Annotated in this window: 14 protein-coding genes; 6 read left to right on the top strand and 8 right to left on the bottom strand. The window is 71.9% G+C overall.

Going from position 1 to position 16,664, the window contains the following annotated elements:
* Positions 1-8 precede the first annotated feature (8 nt).
* From NUM_RS36300 to NUM_RS36320, 5 genes are all read right to left on the bottom strand, one after another.
* Positions 9-887 (bottom strand): ABC transporter ATP-binding protein, encoded by an 879-nt coding sequence (locus NUM_RS36300; RefSeq protein ID WP_207129462.1) that lies wholly within the window; start codon positions 885-887, stop codon positions 9-11.
* Entirely contained in the window at positions 880-1,917 is a 1,038-nt protein-coding gene (locus NUM_RS36305) for an ABC transporter ATP-binding protein (RefSeq protein WP_207129463.1), read from the bottom strand. The genes NUM_RS36300 and NUM_RS36305 overlap by 8 nt, the downstream gene beginning before the upstream one ends.
* Positions 1,918-1,928: 11 nt before the next feature.
* Positions 1,929-2,822 carry an ABC transporter permease gene (locus NUM_RS36310; RefSeq protein ID WP_207129464.1) on the bottom strand — a complete coding sequence of 298 codons (894 nt, stop codon included), beginning with the start codon at positions 2,820-2,822 and terminating at the stop codon, positions 1,929-1,931.
* A complete protein-coding gene (locus NUM_RS36315) occupies positions 2,819-3,754 on the bottom strand; it encodes an ABC transporter permease (RefSeq protein WP_207129465.1) in 936 nt (311 codons plus the stop codon). Before NUM_RS36315 ends, NUM_RS36310 begins: the two co-directional genes overlap by 4 nt.
* 69 nt (positions 3,755-3,823) lie before the next feature.
* The gene (locus tag NUM_RS36320; RefSeq protein ID WP_207129466.1) at positions 3,824-5,317 is read right to left on the bottom strand and encodes an ABC transporter substrate-binding protein; all 1,494 of its coding nucleotides are present in this window, start codon (positions 5,315-5,317) and stop codon (positions 3,824-3,826) included.
* Positions 5,318-5,615: 298 nt separating this feature from the next.
* Between NUM_RS36320 and NUM_RS36325 the strand changes: the two genes are divergently transcribed.
* Positions 5,616-7,169, top strand: a complete 1,554-nt coding sequence (locus tag NUM_RS36325) for a serine hydrolase domain-containing protein (protein WP_207129467.1) — start codon at positions 5,616-5,618, stop codon at positions 7,167-7,169.
* A gap of 96 nt (positions 7,170-7,265) precedes the next feature.
* On the opposite strand, the gene NUM_RS36330 is transcribed toward NUM_RS36325, so the two are convergent.
* The 3 genes from NUM_RS36330 to NUM_RS36340 form a co-directional block, all read right to left on the bottom strand.
* A complete protein-coding gene (locus NUM_RS36330; RefSeq protein ID WP_207129468.1) occupies positions 7,266-8,474 on the bottom strand; it encodes an alpha/beta hydrolase in 1,209 nt (402 codons plus the stop codon).
* Positions 8,475-8,717: 243 nt separating this feature from the next.
* A complete protein-coding gene (locus NUM_RS36335; protein WP_207129469.1) occupies positions 8,718-9,821 on the bottom strand; it encodes a sensor histidine kinase in 1,104 nt (367 codons plus the stop codon).
* On the bottom strand, positions 9,821-10,483 hold the full coding sequence (locus tag NUM_RS36340; RefSeq protein WP_207129470.1) for a response regulator transcription factor: 663 nt from the start codon (positions 10,481-10,483) through the stop codon (positions 9,821-9,823). Before NUM_RS36340 ends, NUM_RS36335 begins: the two co-directional genes overlap by 1 nt.
* A 163-nt stretch (positions 10,484-10,646) precedes the next feature.
* On the opposite strand from NUM_RS36340, the gene NUM_RS36345 reads away from it, so the two are divergent.
* The 5 genes from NUM_RS36345 to NUM_RS36365 all read left to right on the top strand — a co-directional run.
* Entirely contained in the window at positions 10,647-11,582 is a 936-nt protein-coding gene (locus tag NUM_RS36345; RefSeq protein ID WP_225919073.1) for an ATP-binding cassette domain-containing protein, read from the top strand.
* The gene (locus tag NUM_RS36350; RefSeq protein WP_207129471.1) at positions 11,579-13,138 is read left to right on the top strand and encodes a DUF1349 domain-containing protein; all 1,560 of its coding nucleotides are present in this window, start codon (positions 11,579-11,581) and stop codon (positions 13,136-13,138) included. The genes NUM_RS36345 and NUM_RS36350 overlap by 4 nt, the downstream gene beginning before the upstream one ends.
* The gene (locus tag NUM_RS36355) at positions 13,135-13,893 is read left to right on the top strand and encodes an ABC transporter permease (protein WP_207129472.1); all 759 of its coding nucleotides are present in this window, start codon (positions 13,135-13,137) and stop codon (positions 13,891-13,893) included. Before NUM_RS36350 ends, NUM_RS36355 begins: the two co-directional genes overlap by 4 nt.
* A 183-nt stretch (positions 13,894-14,076) precedes the next feature.
* Positions 14,077-14,958, top strand: coding sequence for an SDR family NAD(P)-dependent oxidoreductase (locus NUM_RS36360; protein ID WP_207129473.1), 882 nt, complete (start codon positions 14,077-14,079; stop codon positions 14,956-14,958).
* A 324-nt stretch (positions 14,959-15,282) separates the two neighbouring features.
* Positions 15,283-16,664, top strand: a 1,382-nt coding sequence (locus NUM_RS36365; RefSeq protein ID WP_207129474.1) for a DEAD/DEAH box helicase, incomplete at its 3' end; no start/stop codon positions are given.

The following is a 16,664-nucleotide window of genomic DNA, read 5'->3' on the forward strand; positions in this document are numbered from 1 at the left end:
CCGGGCCGCTACCGGCGCCGCACGCCGAGCGACTGCCCCTGCGCGAGGCCCTCGGTACGCGGCCCGTTGAGCCGGGGGATCGCGCTCAGCAGCGTCCTGGTGTAGTCGCTGCGCGGATCGTCGAACAGCTCGGCGCACGGCCGGGTCTCCACGATGTCACCGCGGTAGATCACGTTCACCGAGTCGCACAGCGTCCGCACGATGGACAGGTCGTGCGAGATGAACAGGATCGACAACCCGACCTCGCGGCGAAGGTCCGACAGCAGGTTCACGATGCCCGCCTGTACCGACACGTCGAGCGCGGCGACCGGCTCGTCGGCGACCAGCAGCCGAGGGTTGATCGACAGCGCCCGCGCGATCGCGACGCGCTGGCGCTGCCCGCCCGACATGCCCGCCGGCCGGGAGGACAGGATCGTCCGGGGCAGCTGCACCATGTCCATCAGCTCGGCGCACCGCGTGTCGATCTGCTTGCCGCGCAACGAGGTGTGCCGGCGGATGATCTCGGCCAGCGCGGAGCGGATCTTCATCCGCGGGTCCAGCGAGCCGAACGGGTCCTGGAAGATCATCTGGATGCCGCGCCGGTCCTCGGCGGTACGGGTGTGCCCGAGCCGCCGGCCCTCGAACTCGACGGCGCCGGAGTCGATCCGTTGCAGCCCGACGATCGCCCGGGCCAGCGTCGACTTGCCGGACCCGGACTCGCCGACCAGGCCGACGATGTCGGCCGGACCCACCTCCAGCGAGGCGTTGCGTACCGCGTGCAGGCGCTGCTTGCTGCCGCGCTGGGAGAAACTGATGTTCACGTCCGAGCACCGCAGCAGCGGCGCGTCGGCGCTCGGCGGCTGTGCCGAGCTGGCCACCGGCGCGCCCGCCTCGTCGACCTCAGCCATCGATGCCTCCCACGGGTACGCCGTCGGCCGGTGCGCCGACCTTGTGCAGGCACCGTACGACCCGGCCCGGGGTGCCTGAGGTGTCCGGGATCGAGCCGGTGCGGCAGTCGTCCCGGGCGTACTCGCAGCGCGGCGCGAACTGGCACCCGTCGGTACGGTCGCTCAGCGAGGCGGCGCTGCCGGGAATCGAGTAGAGCCGTTGCTCGATGCGGTCGACGTCCGGGGTGGAGTGCAGCAGCGCCTCGGTGTAGGGATGCTGCGCGCCGTCGAACACCGCGCGCAGGTCGTCCGAGGACTCCATCACCTCGCCGGAGTAGAGCACCGTGACCGAGTCGCACAGCTGCGCGACCACCGCGAGATCGTGCGTGACGTAGAGCAGGCTGGCGTGCAGTTCGTCGCGCAGGTGGGTGAACAGGCTGAGGATCTGCTTCTGCACCGTCACGTCCAGCGCCGTGGTCGGTTCGTCGCAGAGGATCAGCTGCGGCTCGCCCGCGACCGCCGCGGCGATCATCACCCGCTGCTTCAGCCCGCCGGACAGCTCGAACGGGTACGCGTCGATCTTCGCCGCGGCGTCGTGGATGCCGACCAGTTCCATTAGGTGCAGCGCGTACTCGCGCGCCGCCCGCTTGGTGAGGCCGTTGCGGCGGGCCACGGCGTCGACGATCTGCCGGCCGACCGGTACCACCGGGTTGAGCGCCACCCCCGGCTCCTGGAAGATCATCGCGATCTGGGCACCGCGCAGCCGGGCGATGCGCCGGCGGTGGTCCCGGTCGGTACGGGTCAGGTCGAACTCCTGACCGGCGACCACCATCCGTCCGGAGGTGATGCGGGCGTTGGGCGGCAGCAGCCCGAGGATCGCCCGCAGCGTCAGGCTCTTGCCCGAGCCGGACTCGCCCACCAGCCCCCTGGCCTCGCCGGGGCGCAACGAGAACGACACGTCCCGCAGCGCGTTGAGCTGCACGCCGCCGATGTCCAGTGCCAGCGAGAGACCCTCGACGATGAGTGGCTCGCCGGTCGAATCGACTGTCATGTCAGGCCTTCCTACCGGTCGATCCGCAGCTGGTGGGTCAGCCCGTCGCCGAGGAACGACAGCGCCAGGCTGGTCCAGATCACCGCACCGGCGGGGAACAGCGTCATGCCGTAGAAGCCGCCCGCGAGGAACTGCTGGCCGCCGGCCATCATCGAACCCCAGTCCGGGGTGGGCGGCGTGATCCCGAGCCCCAGGTAGCTGAGGGTCACGATGACGCCGACGTTCATCACGATGTCGCTCATCGCGTACACGATGGCCTGGCTGACCACGTTGGGCACGAAGTGGCGCACCAGGATGCCGATCGTGGAGATGCCGCTGGCCTGGCAGGCCGCCACGAACTCCTTGTTGCGCAACACCATCGCCTCGCCCCGTACCAGCCGGGCGTAGGCGACCCAGGACACGCAGGTGATCGCGATGAAGATGGACAGCGCTCCGTTGCCCATCAGGAACACCAGCGCGATGACGAGGATGAAGAACGGGAACGCGGTGACGATGTCGGCCAGTCGCATCATGATGCTGTCGAACCAGCCGCCGAAGTAGCCGGACACGATCCCGAACGCGAGCCCGATGACGAACGGTGCGACCACCGCGACGATCGCGATCGTCAGGTCGCTGCGCGCGCCGTACACGACCCGGGAGAAGATGTCACGGCCGAGGTTGTCGGTGCCGAACAGGTGGTCCGCCGACACCGGCAGCAGGGCGTGCGCCGCGTCCGGCGTGGTCGGGTCGTGCGGGGCGATCAGCGGTGCGAAGATCGCGGCGAGCACCATCAGGCCGAGCATGCCGGCACCGATCCACAGCTGCAGGTTGTGCCGTCGCATCCACGCCGGCGCCCACACCCGGGACTTTCGTGATGGTGGGGTGATGGCCGTCCGGGCGATCGCGGCGGCGTCGGTGGCGGTCATGACAGCCTCGCTCTCGGGTCCAGGCGGGCATAGGCGAGGTCGGTCCCGAGATAGACCACGACCACGAGCAGACCGAACACCAGCGTGCACGCCTGCACCAGGGCGTAGTCGCGGTTGAGGATCCCGGTCATCAGCATCGAACCCATTCCGGGGATCGCGAACACCTGCTCGATCACCAGCGCGCCGCTGGCCAGCGCACCCACCTGGATGCCGAGGATGCTGACCCCGGAGATGCCCGCGTTGCGCAGCACGTAGCCGTACCGGATGGGCCGCTCCGGCAGGCCCTTGGACCGGGCGAAGGCGACGTACTCGCTGCCGTACGACTCGATCATCGCCGCGCGCAGGCCGCGCACCATGATCGGCACGGTGCCCAGCGCGATGGTCAACGCCGGCAGTACCAGCGCCCAGGCGCGGCCACCGATATCGGCCGGGTAGCCGCCGGCCGGGAAGATCGCGATCCGTACCCCGAGGAACAGGATCAGCATGGCGCCGATGAAGAACGTCGGTGCGCCCTGCACGACCGCGTTGAACAACCGCACCGCCACGGCGGCGATGCCGTTGGGGTGGGTGGCGCTGCGCGAGGCCAGCGGTACCGAGATGAGCATGGTGAGGATCGCGCTCAACACGACCAGGATGATCGTCACCGGCAGCCGCTGGGCCATCAGCGAGGTGATCGGCGCGTGGTAGTACACCGATGTGCCGAGATCGCCGTGCACCAGTTGCTTGAGGTAGTTCAGGTACTGCAGCGGCATGCTCTGGTCGAGGCCCCACTGGTGGCGCAGCGCGGCGACCGAGGCGTTGCTGGCCTTCTCCCCGAGCGCGGTACGGGCCGGATCGCCGGGGGCGAGGTGCATCATGAAGAACGAGATGGTCACCACGCCCCAGACGACGGGGATGGCGAGCAGGAGCCGTCGGGCGAACCAACGAAGCATTGAACCTCCTTGCGGCTCAGGCAGAAGACCCCGACCCGGTCCGGGCCCGCACGGGCCCGGACCGCACGGTCACTTGGTCAGCTGGACCTTCTCAAGGAAGTAGTTGCCGGTGGCGGCCGGATGGAAGCCCTTCACCTTGCCGTACGAGTAGATGCCCGGCACGTAGAACAGCGGGATGTAGGGCACGTTGTCCGCGATGATCTGCTGCATCTTGTCGTACGCGGCCTTGCGCTCGCTCTGCTGCGACGAACTGCTCGCGGTGGCCGCCAGCGCGTCCATCTTCGAGTTCTTGTAACCGGAGTAGAGCGTGTTGGAGCCGCCGTCGTAGGTGCCGGCGAACCGGGCGATCTCGTCCGGGTCCACGATGTCGGTGGTGTACAGGCCGAACGCCATGTCGTAGTTCCCGGCGTGCTTGGCGGTCGACTCGGCGCTGGGATCCAGCGTCTTGATCTTGACCTTGATCCCGATCTTCGCCAGGTCGCCCTGCACCAGCTGGGCCTCGCTCGACGAGTCCTGCGAACCGGAGCCGACCATGATGGTGGTGGTGAACCCGTGCGGGTGCGACGACTTGGCCAGCGCCGCCTTCGCCGCCGCCACGTCGTGCGGGACCGGCTTGATCGACGCGTTGTGCGCCCAGGTGGTCGGGGAGAGGAAGCCACCGGCCAGCGTGCCGTGCCCGTAGTACACGGCCTGCAGGATCGCCTTCTTGTCGATCGCCAGGCTGATCGCCTTGCGCACGTTGACGTCGTCGAACGGCGCGCGCCGCACGTTCATCGACAGGTAGTCGATCTCGCTGGACGGGAACATGTTCACCGTCAGGTTCGGCTGCGCCTTCAGCGTCTTGATGCTCGAGTTCGACGGGTACTCGTTGATCTGGATCTGGTTGCTGGCCAGCTGGGTGGCCCGGGTGTTGCTGTCCGGCACCGTGGTGAACGTGACCGAGTCCAGGTGCGGCAGGCCCTTGCGCCAGTACTTGGCGTTCTTGACGATCTTCAGGCTGCTGCCCTTCGACCAGCTGGCGAACTTGAACGGGCCGGACCCGACCGGGTGCTTGGCGAACTCGGTGGCGGACTTGCCGCCGTAGTCGGCCGGCACGATCGAGTTCGCGTACAGCGCCATGTCCGCCGGCAGCGGGGACCACGGCTTCTTGGTGTGGAACACGACGGTCGCCGCGTCCGGCGTGTCGATCTTGGTGATCACGGTGTCGATGAACGAGAACGGCGCGTCGCTCTTCTGGTTCTGCTCGATGGAGAACTTCACGTCCGCCGAGGTGACCGCCTTGCCGTTGGTGAACTTGGCGTCCTTGCGCAGGTGGAAGGTCCAGCTGAGCTTGTCCGGCGACTGCGTCCACGAGGTCGCGAGCGACGGCTGCACGCTCTTGCCGCTCTGGTCCGGCACGGTGAGCGTGTCGTAGATCTCCTCGATGACCCAGATCGAGGCGTTGTCGGTGGGCACCGAGGGCAGCAGGCTCGTCGCCTCGTCCGCGCGGGCCATCACGAGATCGCCGCCGGACTGCGCGACGCCCGAGCCGGTACCCGACCCGCCGCATGCCGTCAGTGCCACGGTCGAAGCGAGCGCCACCGCACCACACAGCGTCTTTAACCGTTTCATTGATGCGAACTTCCTGTCGGGACATCGGCGATGTCGACGGTTGCGAACTGAGCTGAGCGGGCCGCGGCCGGGGTTCCGGCCTGGACGTTCAGATCGGGGTGCCAGCAGGGTAGGGCCGACGTTCGACGAACTTTTTGTGCAGACGAACAGAACTTGCCAGTAATTTTCGTTCATGTAAAGAGGCCGGCCGTTCCCTCGTGTGCGTACGCTCCTGGTGTCCTGCGCACTCCTCACCGAAGGTGATCGTGGCATGTCGAACGAGCTGATCCGCACCCCGATCGCGACCGAACTGGACGCGTTCTTCGGGCAGTACACGGCCGCCGATCAGTCCCGGGGGCTGGCGTACGGGATCGTCACGGCCGACGGGCTGTCCCACGCGGCCGGCTTCGGCACCGCCAACGACGACGGCCTGGTACCCGACGCGGACACCGTCTTCCCGATCGCGTCGATGTCCAAGAGCTTCGTCGCCGCCGCGGCGCTGCTCGCGCAGGAGCGCGGGCTGCTGTCCCTGGACGATCCGATCACCGCGTACTTCCCGCAGTTCTCCGCCTCCGGCACGCCGGAGGATCCGTGCCCGCCGCCGACCCTCGGGATGCTGTTCAGCATGTCCGGTGGGCTGACCGAGGACAACTCCTGGGTGGACCCGTTCATCGACGCCACCGTGGACGTGGTGCTCGACCAGGTCGGCAAGGGGCTGCGCTACAGCCACGTGCCCGGCGCCGAGTACGAGTACTCCAACCTCGGCTTCACGCTCGCCGGCCTCGCCGTGGGCCGGGCCGTGGGCCGCCCGATCGAGGACTTCGTCCGGGACGAGCTGCTGATCCCGCTGGGGCTGACCTCGACCTGGTTCGACAACGCCGCGCCCGCCGGCATCCAGCGCGCCACCGGCTACTCGCTCGACCAGCAGGCGAACTGGGTTCCCTACGCCCCCAACGTCTCGGCCGCCTTCGCCGCGGCCGGCGGCATCATGAGTACCGTGCGCGACCTCGCCCGCTGGATCGCCTGGCTCGGCTCCGCCTTCCGGGCACCACACGCCGACGACGTGGCCGTCCTCAGCCGCGCCGCCCGCCGCGAGATGCAGCGGGTACGCATCGTCGACACGCCGTCGCTGAGCGTGCAGCCCGACGGCAGCCTGCAACCCCAGGTCGGCGGGTACGGGCTGGGCCTGCGCATCTCCCTCGACGCGCAGCGCGGAACGCTGGTCTCCCACGGCGGTGGCCTGCCCGGCTTCTCGCTGTTCATGTGCTGGCACCCCGACTCCGGCAACGGCGTCGTGGTGCTGACCAACAGCCATCGCGGCAATCCGTCGGAACTGTGCCAGCAGGCGCTGGGCCGCATCCTCGCCCGGGACCGGGTGCCGGCGCAGACGATCCGGCTGTGGCCGGAGACGGTACGGCTGCGCGACGACGCCGAGCGGCTGATCCGCTCCTGGGACGACGAGCTGGCCGGCCGGATCCTCGCCGACAACGTCGACTTCGACCGGTCGCTGGCCGAGCGGCGCGCCGGCATCGAGGCGCTGATCGAGCAGATCGGTCCGCTGGCCGCACCGCGCCCGGCACCGCAGATCGTGTCGGCGGCGACCCCGGCCGACGTCACCTGGTCGATCCCGGGCGCCGGCGGCGAGCTGCTGTGCATGATCCACCTGACGCCGGTGGAGCCGGCGCAGATCCAGGAACTCGTGGTGCAGGCGGTCCCCGCGGACCGGCCGCGTTCCGCCGCGCCGGTGGACATCTCCCCGCGCCGCGCGTACCTGCGCGAGAACTCCCTCACCCCGGCCACCAACACCCGGGTGGTACTGCCCTGAGCCGTCGCGGTGGGCCCGCGCCGGCGATCAGCGTGACCGCGTACCGGCCGAGCCGCTGGTGGCGCTGAGCATCGACGGCACCTGACCGGAGACGACCTAGGGTCGCCTGGACCGGTGCGCCACCGGCCGCGCTGTCGGTGCGGGTGCCGGCGTCGGCAGCACCGTCTTCGGGTGGCCCGGTGCCGCAGCCGGCGCCAGCGGTGGACTCAGGTGTGCCGACAGGAAGTCCAGCGCCGCCGGCAGCACCGCGCGCCAGACGTAGAAGTTGTGCCCGCCGGTCGGCAGCTCCACCTTCTGCACGCTCACCGGGCTGCCCCGCGCCGCTCGCGCGAACGTCCGGCCCTCCTGGCACGGCTCGGGATCGGGCCGGGCGCAGGCCGCGTACACCGCGATGGCCGGCAGGTGCCGGTCGTGCCGGACCACCCAGGTCGGCGTGTTGGCCTCCCGCACGGTGCGGTCACCGTGGAACAGGTCGTCGACCCGCGGCCCGGTGTACGGGGCGAACTCGCCGGAGATGCTCGCCGCGGCGGCGTACCCGAAGCCGCGCCGCAGCGCCAGGTTCGCCGCGCAGAAGCCGCCGGTGGAGTACCCGATGAGTCCCCAGCCGGACCGCCCCGGCAGGACCCGGAAGTCCCGGCGCAGCACCTGCTTGACGTCGCTGGTGAGGTAGGTGGCGTACTGCGGGCCGTGTACCTCGTCGACGCACTCGCTGTCCCGGGTCGACGGGTCGGTCGACTGGGTCGGGAAGACCGCGACCGTCGGCGGCATCCGCCCGGCCCGGATCTCCGCGTCCAGCATGGTCTGGATGTGCAGGCTGTTGGTCCAGTGCGTGGGCCGGCCCGGGAACCCGTCGAGGAACTCCACCACCGGGAACCGCCGTTGCCGCCACGAATGCAGGCTGTACTGCGGCGGCAGGTACACCAGGGCGGGCAGGTTCAGCTTGCTGCGCGCGCCGTGCAGCCGGAACGCCAGTACGACGCCGTGTCCCGGCTCGGCGTTGCGGGCGTGCTCGGCGGCGCGGGCGTCCATCGCGCCGGCCGTCACGCGGGGCGCGACCGCCGGCGGGGTGTCGGCACCGGCCAGGTCGGTCCAGCTGGAGAAGAAGTCCTGGCGCTGGTTGACGGCCAGCCCGACGGTCAGCGCGACCAACAGCTGGCTGCACGCCAGGGCCGCGACGGTGCGCACCATGCGACACCGCCGCCAGCGCCGCCAGGTCAGCACCGCTCCGGCGACCAGCGCAACGGCGGTCACCGCGACGATCGCGATCAGCGTCGTGCCGGTCAACTTGACCAGCGGGTGGACCATGCTCGGTACGTGGATCACGGGCGCCCGGCAGCCGGTCGTGCGGCGGTGGGGCGGCGGGTGCCCACCTCGGTCGGCGTGCCGCGTGGGCCGAGCGGGTCGGCGGGCAGGTTCATCGCTACAAGCTATGCGTCACACAGTTAGCGACTAGTTAGCGCACATTCCGAGGTTCGTCTGCACTCGCAACGATCCGGGGCCGCCGGTCGTGGCACGGAGCGAAGCATCCGGGTCGCCGGTAGCGTCCGGTCAGCGGTCGGCCGGGAAGGCGACGGTGATGTCGAGCCCGCCGGCGGGCCGCGGGTGGGCGGTGAGCGTCGCCTGATGGGAACCGGCGATCGCCGCGACGATGGCCAGGCCCAGCCCGTGACCGTCGCGGTGTCGGAGGCGTGGCCCACCGGCCCGTTGGAACGGCCGGAAGATCCGGTCCAGGTCCTCCGGCGCGATCACGGGCCCGGTGTTGCGGACCGCGATGGTCGCCTCCCCGCCCGCGGCCCGGCCGGTGACGACCTCGACCGTACCGTCGGCCTGGTTGTGCCGGATCGCGTTGTCGACGAGGTTCGCGACGAGCAGCTCCACCAGCCGCCGGTCGCCGGTGGCCGGGGCCGCGCCGAGCCCGGCGTCGATCCGGACGCCGCGCTCGTCGGCCTCGGCGCGGCGGCCGGCGAGTACCTGCTCGGTGAGCTGGGCGAGGTCGAACGGGTCCCGGTGCTCGATGCCGCGTTCGCTGGTGGCGAGGACGAGCAGGGCGTCGATGAGCCGCTCCTGTTGCGCGCCGAGTTCGACCGCCTCCGTGCAGGCGGCGCGCAGCGACGCCAGGTCGGCGTGCGGGTCGGCGAGGGCGACCTGAAGCAGCGTCCGCTGGCCCGCGAGCGGGGTACGCAGCTCGTGCGAGGCGTTCGCCACGAAGTGACGTTGTGCGGTGAACGCCGACTCCAACCGGCTCAACAGGTCGTTGAGCGTGGTACCGAGCCGGGTGAGCTCGTCGTCGGGCCCGCGAACCGTGAGGCGCTGGTTGAGGTTGGTGGCCGAGATTCGTTGCGCGGTGGTGGTGATGGCGTGCAGCGGGCGCAGGAACCGGCCGGCGAGCCACCAGGCGCCGACCAGCGCGACCACCGCGGCGGCCAGGCCGACCAGCGCCGGGCCGGCGTCGAACCGGCTGCTGGCGTCGGCCGTCCCGGGCGCCGTACCGGCGGGAGCACGCGCCGCGGTGTGGCCGTACAGGAGGTTGGTGGCCAGCAGCACCCCGGCGAGAACCGCGAGGAACAGCCCGGAGTAGAGCAGCGTGAGCTGCGCCCGCAGAACCGGTCGCCTGGCGCGAAGCAGCGCACCCACTCGTCGTGTCGCGCTCATCAGCTGTCTCCGATCCGGTAGCCGCCCTCCCGGACGGTGTGGATGATGGCGGGTTCGCCGAGCTTGGCGCGCAGCCGCCGCATGGTGTGCTTGACCGCCGTGGTGAACGGGTCGGCCGCCTCGTCCCAGACCCGTTCGAGCAGTTGCTCGGCGGAGACGACGACGCCGGGAGTGGTGAGCAGACACTCCAGCAGGGCGAACTCCTTCGGGCTCAGGTCCAGCCGTCGCCCCGCCCGGGTGACCGTCCGGCGGGCCGGGTCGAGGCTGAGGTCGGCGTAGCCGAGCGTCGGCGGTACGGCGGGGCTCGCCCGGCGGCCGAGGGCGCGGACCCGGGCGACCAGTTCGGCGAAGTCGAACGGCTTGGGCAGGTAGTCGTCCGCCCCGAGATCGAGGCCCTCCACCCGGTCCTGCACCGTACCGGCCGCGGTGAGCATCAGCACCCGGCTGTCGGCGCCGTCCGCGACCAGCCGGCGGCAGACGTCGTCGCCGTGCACCCCGGGTAGGTCCCGGTCCAGGATGACCACGTCGTAGCGGGTGAGCGCGAGGTGCTCCAGCGCGTCCGTGCCGTCCAGGACGACATCCACGGCCATCCCCTCGTGGCGCAGCCCGGTGCCGATCGACCGGGCCAGGACCTCGAAGTCCTCGACCACCAGCACCCTCATCGACGCTCACCTCCGCTGCCGGTGACCCGGTCCGTACTCGTGCACTGGCTTCAGCATCCCCGCTACCGGGTCGCAACCGGGTATCAGCGGCCGCGACGCGGTTGCGACCGCTCGGGCCGTACAACCATCGGTGACCCAGCCGACGACCGAACGGACCGAGACCGTGACCGAGCAGAGGATCGAAGTATCCGGACTGCGCAAGCGATTCGGGGCCACCCAGGCACTCGACGGGATGAGCTTCACCGTGTCGCCCGGCCGGGTGACCGGCTTCGTCGGGCCCAACGGCGCGGGCAAGTCGACGACCATCCGGGTGATTCTCGGGTTGGACACCCCGGACGAGGGGCGCGCGCTGGTCGGCGGAGTGCCGTACCGGCGGCTGCGCCGGCCGCTGCGGCACGTGGGTGCGCTGGTCGACGCGGCCGCCCTGCAACCGAGCCGGACCGGCCGCAACCACCTGCTGTGGCTGGCCCGGTCGCAGCGGCTGCCGGTACGTCGCATCGACGAGGTGATCGAGCTGGTCGGCCTCGCCGGCGCCGCGCGCCGCAAGGCGGGCGGCTTCTCGCTGGGGATGCGGCAACGGCTCGGCATCGCCGCCGCGATGCTCGGCGATCCGCCGGTGGTGATCCTGGACGAGCCGTTCAACGGGATGGACCCGGAGGGCATCATCTGGATCCGCCGGTTCCTGCGCTCGCTCGCCGCGGAGGGCCGCGTGGTGCTGGTGTCCAGCCACCTGATGGGCGAACTGCAGGGCACCGCCGACCAGGTGGTCGTCGTCGGGCGTGGCCGGGTCGTGGCCGATGCGCCGGTCGACGAACTGGTCGCCGCCGAGTCGGGCGGCCGGGTCCGGCTGCGGACCGCCGAGCCGGCCGAGGCGGCGGCGGCGTTGCGGCGCGACGGGTTGGCGGCGACCGTCGCGGCCCGCGACACCGTCACCGTGACGGGGGCCGACGCGCAGCGCATCGTGGCCGTACTGGCTCGGTCCGGCGTGCCGTTCGCCGAGGTGACGAGCCAGCGGGCGAGCCTGGAGGACGTCTATCTGCGGCTCACCTCCGGCGAGTCCGAGTACCGGGCGGTCCTCGACCGGGAGCAGGACCGATGAGCGCCGTCGAGGCACCGACGCGGCCCGGCGGGGACCGCGACGGCGGGCTTCGCTCGGCACTGCGGGCCGAATGGGTGAAGTTTCGTACCGTCCGCGGCTGGCTGATCGGCCTCGGCGTGGCCGGGCTGCTGTGCGTGCTGCTCACCTACCTGGTGGCCAACGGCATCCACAGCGGAACCTGCACCGGCACCGGGGTGACGTGCCGCAGCGGGCACCCGCGCGTACCGACCGGGCCGGGCGGCGAGGCGGTCGCGGACAGCTACCGGTACCTGAGCCGCCCGCTCACCGGCGACGGCAGCCTCACCGCACAGCTCGCCTCGTTCACCGGGCGGGTCTCCACCAACCCGGTGAACGTCGCCCCGTCGCCGTCCGCGACGCGTCCGGGGCTGGCCGACTGGGCCAAGGCCGGCATCCTGCTCACCCCCGACACCACGCCCGGATCGTCGTACGCGGCGGTGCTCGCCACCGGCCGGCACGGGATCCGCTTCCAGTACGACTACACCCACGACCGGCCGGGCCGCGGCGCCCCCGCGGCGTCGCGTTGGCTGCGCCTGACCCGGCACGCGGGCACGATCACCGGCTACGAGTCCGCCGACGGCGTCGCCTGGCACGAGGTGGGCGTCGCCCACCTGGCCGGGCTGCCCGACACCGTGCGGGTCGGGTTGTTCGTGACCTCGCCGGTCTCGTTCCACGGCCAGACCGGTCGACCCACCCAGGCCACCGCCGGGTTCCGGCACCTCACCGTCACCGGCGCCACCGGGGGTGGCTGGCGAAGCCGTGCCGTCGGTACGAGCCGGGCCGACTTCTACCCGATCCTCGCCGCCGGCGGCGCCCGCAGCACCGGCGACACCGCCGTACTCACCGGCTCCGGCGACATCGCGCCCGCGGTCGTGCAGGGCGTGCTCGGCACCAACACCGCCGCGAGCAGCCTGCTGCTCGGCCTGCTCGTCGGCTCGGTCGTGTTGATCGTGCTGGCCGCGCTGTTCGTGACCGGCGAGTACCGTCGCGGGCTGATCCGCACCACGCTCACCGCCACGCCGAAGCGGGGGCGGGTACTGGCCGCCAAGGCGATCGTGATCGGCGGAGTCGGCTTCGCGATCGGTGCCCTCGCCGCCGCCGTCGCCATGCCGGTCGGCGACCACATCCTGACCGGCAACGGCGTCTACGTGTTCCCCGCCGGCCCCGGCACCGTGTCGCGCGTCGTGGTCGGCTGCGGACTGGTCACCGCGCTCGTCGCGGTCGCGGTGCTCGCCCTCGGCGTGATGCTGCGGCGCAGCGCCGGCGCGGTCACCGCCGGGGTCGTGGTGTTCGTCCTGCCGTACCTGATCGGCGCCAGCCTGCCCGGGACCGCCGAGACGTGGCTGTTTCGCGTCACCCCGGCCGCCGCGTTCTCGGTGCTCGGCGTACTGCCCCGATCGTCGCTGGTCGACTACCCTTACACGTTCGCCAACGGCTACTACCCGCTGCCACCCTGGGCCGGGCTGCTGGTACTCGCCGGTTACGTCGCGGTGGCGCTCGGCGCCGCGCGGCTGACGCTGCAGCGGCGGGACGCATGAGTGCCGCGCTGCTCGCCGAGTGGACCAAGCTTCGCACCCTTGCCAGCACGGCCTGGCTGCTGCTCGGTACCGCGGTTGCCACCATCGGTGTCGGCGTGGCGGTCGTGGCCGGCACGCACCAGTCGGCGGGCAGCGGAGTCGTGGATACCACCGCGCTCGCCCTGACCGGCATCGACCTCGGCCAGGCCGTCGTCGTGGTGCTCGCCGTGCTCGCCGTCGCCGAGGAGTACGGCACCGGCATGGTGCGCACCACGTTCGCCGCGATGCCGCGTCGGATCATCGTGCTCGCCGCCAAGGCGACGACCGTCGCCGCGCTCACCGCCGTCGCCGGAGCGGTCGCCGTCGCAGGCTCGCTGCTCGCCGGGCGAGCAGCGCTGCCCGCCGGGTCCGGATCCGTACTCGGCGCCATCACGCACGGCCCGGCACTGCGTGCCGCCACCGGCAGCGTCGTCTACCTGGTACTGGTCGCACTGTTGGCTCTCGGTATCGCCACCGCCGTGCGGGACACCGCCGTGTCCATTGGCGTGGTGCTCGCCGTGCTGTACCTGCCGACGCTGCTCGCCCAGGCGGTGAGCGACCCGCTCCGACGGCACGTCGAACAGCTCGCGCCGATGACCGCCGGGCTCGGCATCCGAGCCACCACCAACCTTTCCGCCCTGCCGATCTCGCCGTGGGAAGGCATCGGCGTCGTCGCCGCCTGGGCCGCCGGCGCGCTGGTGCTCGCCGGCCTGCTGCTCCGGCACCGCGATCCCTGACCTGCGGTCTTCGTCGACCCGGGCGGGTCGATCACCGTGGAATGCCTCCGCCGCCCGGTGGTGGTCCGCTCCAGCCGGCGCGCCGACGGGGCTGAAACGCGGTACGACTGGTGGCACAGTCGGGCACGTCGGCCGATCGGCACGACCCGAGCACCTCACCGAGGAACCGAACGAGGAGGGCCCGTGAGCTGTACCCGAACGCACACGGTCGTCACCGGGGCATCGTCCGGGATCGGGCGGGCGACCGCACTGCGGCTGGCCGGCGCCGGTCACCATGTCTACGCGGGAGTGCGACGCGACGCGGACGGCGAGTCGCTGCGGCAGGCGGCGGGCAGCGGCGAGCTGACCCCGCTGCGGCTCGACGTCACCTCGGCCGACCAGCTCGCCGCGGCCGCGGACCTGGTCGCCGGGCACGTCGGGCCGGCCGGTCTCGACGGCCTCGTCAACAACGCCGGCATCGGCGTCTCCGCGCCGCTGGAATCGATCTCGGTCGACACGCTGCGCCGGCAGTTCGACGTGAACGTCTTCGGCCAGGTCGCGGTGACCCAGGCGTTCCTGCCGTTGCTGCGCCGGGCGCCCGGACGCATCGTGGTGATCGGATCGATCGGCAACCGGCTGGCCATCCCGTTCGGCGGGGCGCTGGCCGCCTCCAAGCGGGCGGTCTCGTCGCTGGCCGACTCGCTCCGGCTGGAACTGGCCGCCTGGAACATCCGGGTGGTGCTGCTGGAACCGGCGAGCATTCACACCGAGGCCGTCGACAAGATGCGGCACGAGACCGACGACGTGCTCGCGGCCCTGCCCGCCGACCAGCGCGAGCTGTACGCCGACTCGTACCGGGCCATGATGGACACGGCGCTCGCCCGGGAGCGTGCGGGCAGCCCACCGGCCGTCGTCGCCGCCGCGGTGCTCACGGCGCTGACCTCGGCACGGCCGCGGGCGCACTACCTGGTCGGCAAGGACGCGCGGCTGCTCGCCACCGTGGCGCGGCTTCCGACGCCGCTGCTCGATGCGGTCCGGCGGCGCATCTTCCGGCTGCCGGCGCCGGGTTCGCGCGCCGTGCGGTGACGGGGAGGCGACGGCGGGTGAGTTGCAGCCGCTGCATCCGGTCGCGCAGACCCGGCGCTCGGCCGTCGATGGGGTGAGGTTGGCCACTGCCGCCTGGGTGGATTCGCGTCCGGTGACTCGTTTCCGGCGCGTCTTCGCCGGGTGCCGGGTGTCCGGCGTCCGGCGAGCGAGATCCACAACGGTTATGATCGATGCATCAGCTCGTTGAGCTCCTGCCGCGAGTTGTCGGCGCGTCGTAGCATCCGGACCTCGTTCGGAGGATCTGCTCCGCGCCTGGCCGGCCGAGTCCCTCGGGTTCCGGTTGTCGGCGGGACATCCGCACAGATGGCGAACTTCTTGTCTCCTTCGTTCAGCGACTTCGGCCTGCCCGCGCGGCTGACCGAGGTGCTCACCTCCCGTACCATCCACACCCCTACCCCGATCCAGGCCGCGGCGATTCCGGACGCGCTCGCCGGGCGCGACGTGCTCGGCCGAGCCCGTACCGGCTCGGGCAAGACCCTCGCGTTCCTGCTGCCGCTGGTGGCCCGGCTGTCCGGCGGCGCCCGGCCGAAGCCCGGTGCGCCACGGGCGCTGATCCTGGCGCCGACCCGGGAGCTGGTCGGCCAGATCGACGAGGCGCTGCAGCCGCTGGCCGCCGCCGCCCGGCTGACCTCCCGCACCGTGTTCGGTGGCGTCGGCCAGGGCCCGCAGGTGGCCGCGATCCGGCGCGGCGTCGACATCGTGGTGGCCTGCCCCGGCCGGCTGGAAGATCTGATGCGCCAGGGCCACTGCACGCTCTCCTCGGTGCAGATCACCGTCCTGGACGAGGCCGACCACATGGCGGCGCTCGGGTTCCTGCCGGTCGTACGCCGGTTGCTCGGCCAGACCCCGGCCGGCGGGCAGCGGCTGCTGTTCTCCGCCACGCTGGACCGCGAGGTCGACACCCTGGTCCGCGCGTACCTGTCCAAGCCCGCCCGGCACGAGGCCGACTCGGCGCAGTCGCCGGTGAGCACCATGACCCACCACGTCCTGCACGTCGAGCGCGAGCACCGGCTGCCGGTGCTGGTCGACCTGACCAGCGCGCCGGGCCGCACCGTCGTGTTCACCCGCACCAAGCACGGGGCGAAGGCGCTGGTCCGCCAGCTGCAGCGGAACGGCGTGCCGGCCGCCGAGTTGCACGGCAACCTGAGCCAGAACGCCCGTACCCGCAACCTGGACGACTTCCGGTCCGGCCGGGTGGCGGCGCTGGTGGCCACCGACATCGCCGCCCGCGGCATCCACGTCGACGACGTGGCGCTGGTCATCCACGCCGACCCGCCCGCCGACCACAAGGCGTACCTGCACCGTTCCGGGCGCACCGCCCGGGCCGGCGGCTCCGGCACCGTGGTCACGCTGACCAACACCGAGCAGGCCGGCGAGGTCCGCAAGTTGCTGCGCGCGGCCCGGATCACCGCGCCGACCACCCGCGTCACCTCGGCCGACCATCCGATGCTGGCCACGATCGTGCCCGGCAGCCGGACGCTGATCGACCCGACGACCCTCGCGCAGGACGCCCGCACCGGCAGCGCCGGTGGCCCCGACACCGCCGGGTCGCAGCCCGCGGCCGGGCGTGGCCGGCGGCGCGGTGGCCGCGGCCGGCAGCGGGCCGCGACGAGCGAGCACCCCGGCGGCGACACCGGGCAGCGTTCGGCGTCGCGCCAGCCGGCGGGCGACGGTACGGGACAGCG

The organism is Actinocatenispora comari (genome assembly GCF_017312725.1).
Taxonomy (GTDB): domain Bacteria; phylum Actinomycetota; class Actinomycetes; order Mycobacteriales; family Micromonosporaceae; genus Actinocatenispora; species Actinocatenispora comari.

Bases quoted from the DNA above. Each gene is read 5' to 3' on its own strand.
- NUM_RS36310 (WP_207129464.1), bottom strand. From the start codon at position 2,822: ATGACCGCCACCGACGCCGCCGCGATCGCCCGGACGGCCATCACCCCA.
- NUM_RS36305 (WP_207129463.1), bottom strand. From the start codon at position 1,917: ATGACAGTCGATTCGACCGGCGAGCCACTCATCGTCGAGGGTCTCTCG.
- NUM_RS36355 (WP_207129472.1), top strand. From the start codon at position 13,135: ATGAGTGCCGCGCTGCTCGCCGAGTGGACCAAGCTTCGCACCCTTGCC.
- NUM_RS36350 (WP_207129471.1), top strand. From the start codon at position 11,579: ATGAGCGCCGTCGAGGCACCGACGCGGCCCGGCGGGGACCGCGACGGC.
- NUM_RS36315 (WP_207129465.1), bottom strand. From the start codon at position 3,754: ATGCTTCGTTGGTTCGCCCGACGGCTCCTGCTCGCCATCCCCGTCGTC.
- NUM_RS36300 (WP_207129462.1), bottom strand. From the start codon at position 887: ATGGCTGAGGTCGACGAGGCGGGCGCGCCGGTGGCCAGCTCGGCACAG.
- NUM_RS36330 (WP_207129468.1), bottom strand. From the start codon at position 8,474: ATGGTCCACCCGCTGGTCAAGTTGACCGGCACGACGCTGATCGCGATC.
- NUM_RS36335 (WP_207129469.1), bottom strand. From the start codon at position 9,821: ATGAGCGCGACACGACGAGTGGGTGCGCTGCTTCGCGCCAGGCGACCG.
- NUM_RS36340 (WP_207129470.1), bottom strand. From the start codon at position 10,483: ATGAGGGTGCTGGTGGTCGAGGACTTCGAGGTCCTGGCCCGGTCGATC.
- NUM_RS36325 (WP_207129467.1), top strand. From the start codon at position 5,616: ATGTCGAACGAGCTGATCCGCACCCCGATCGCGACCGAACTGGACGCG.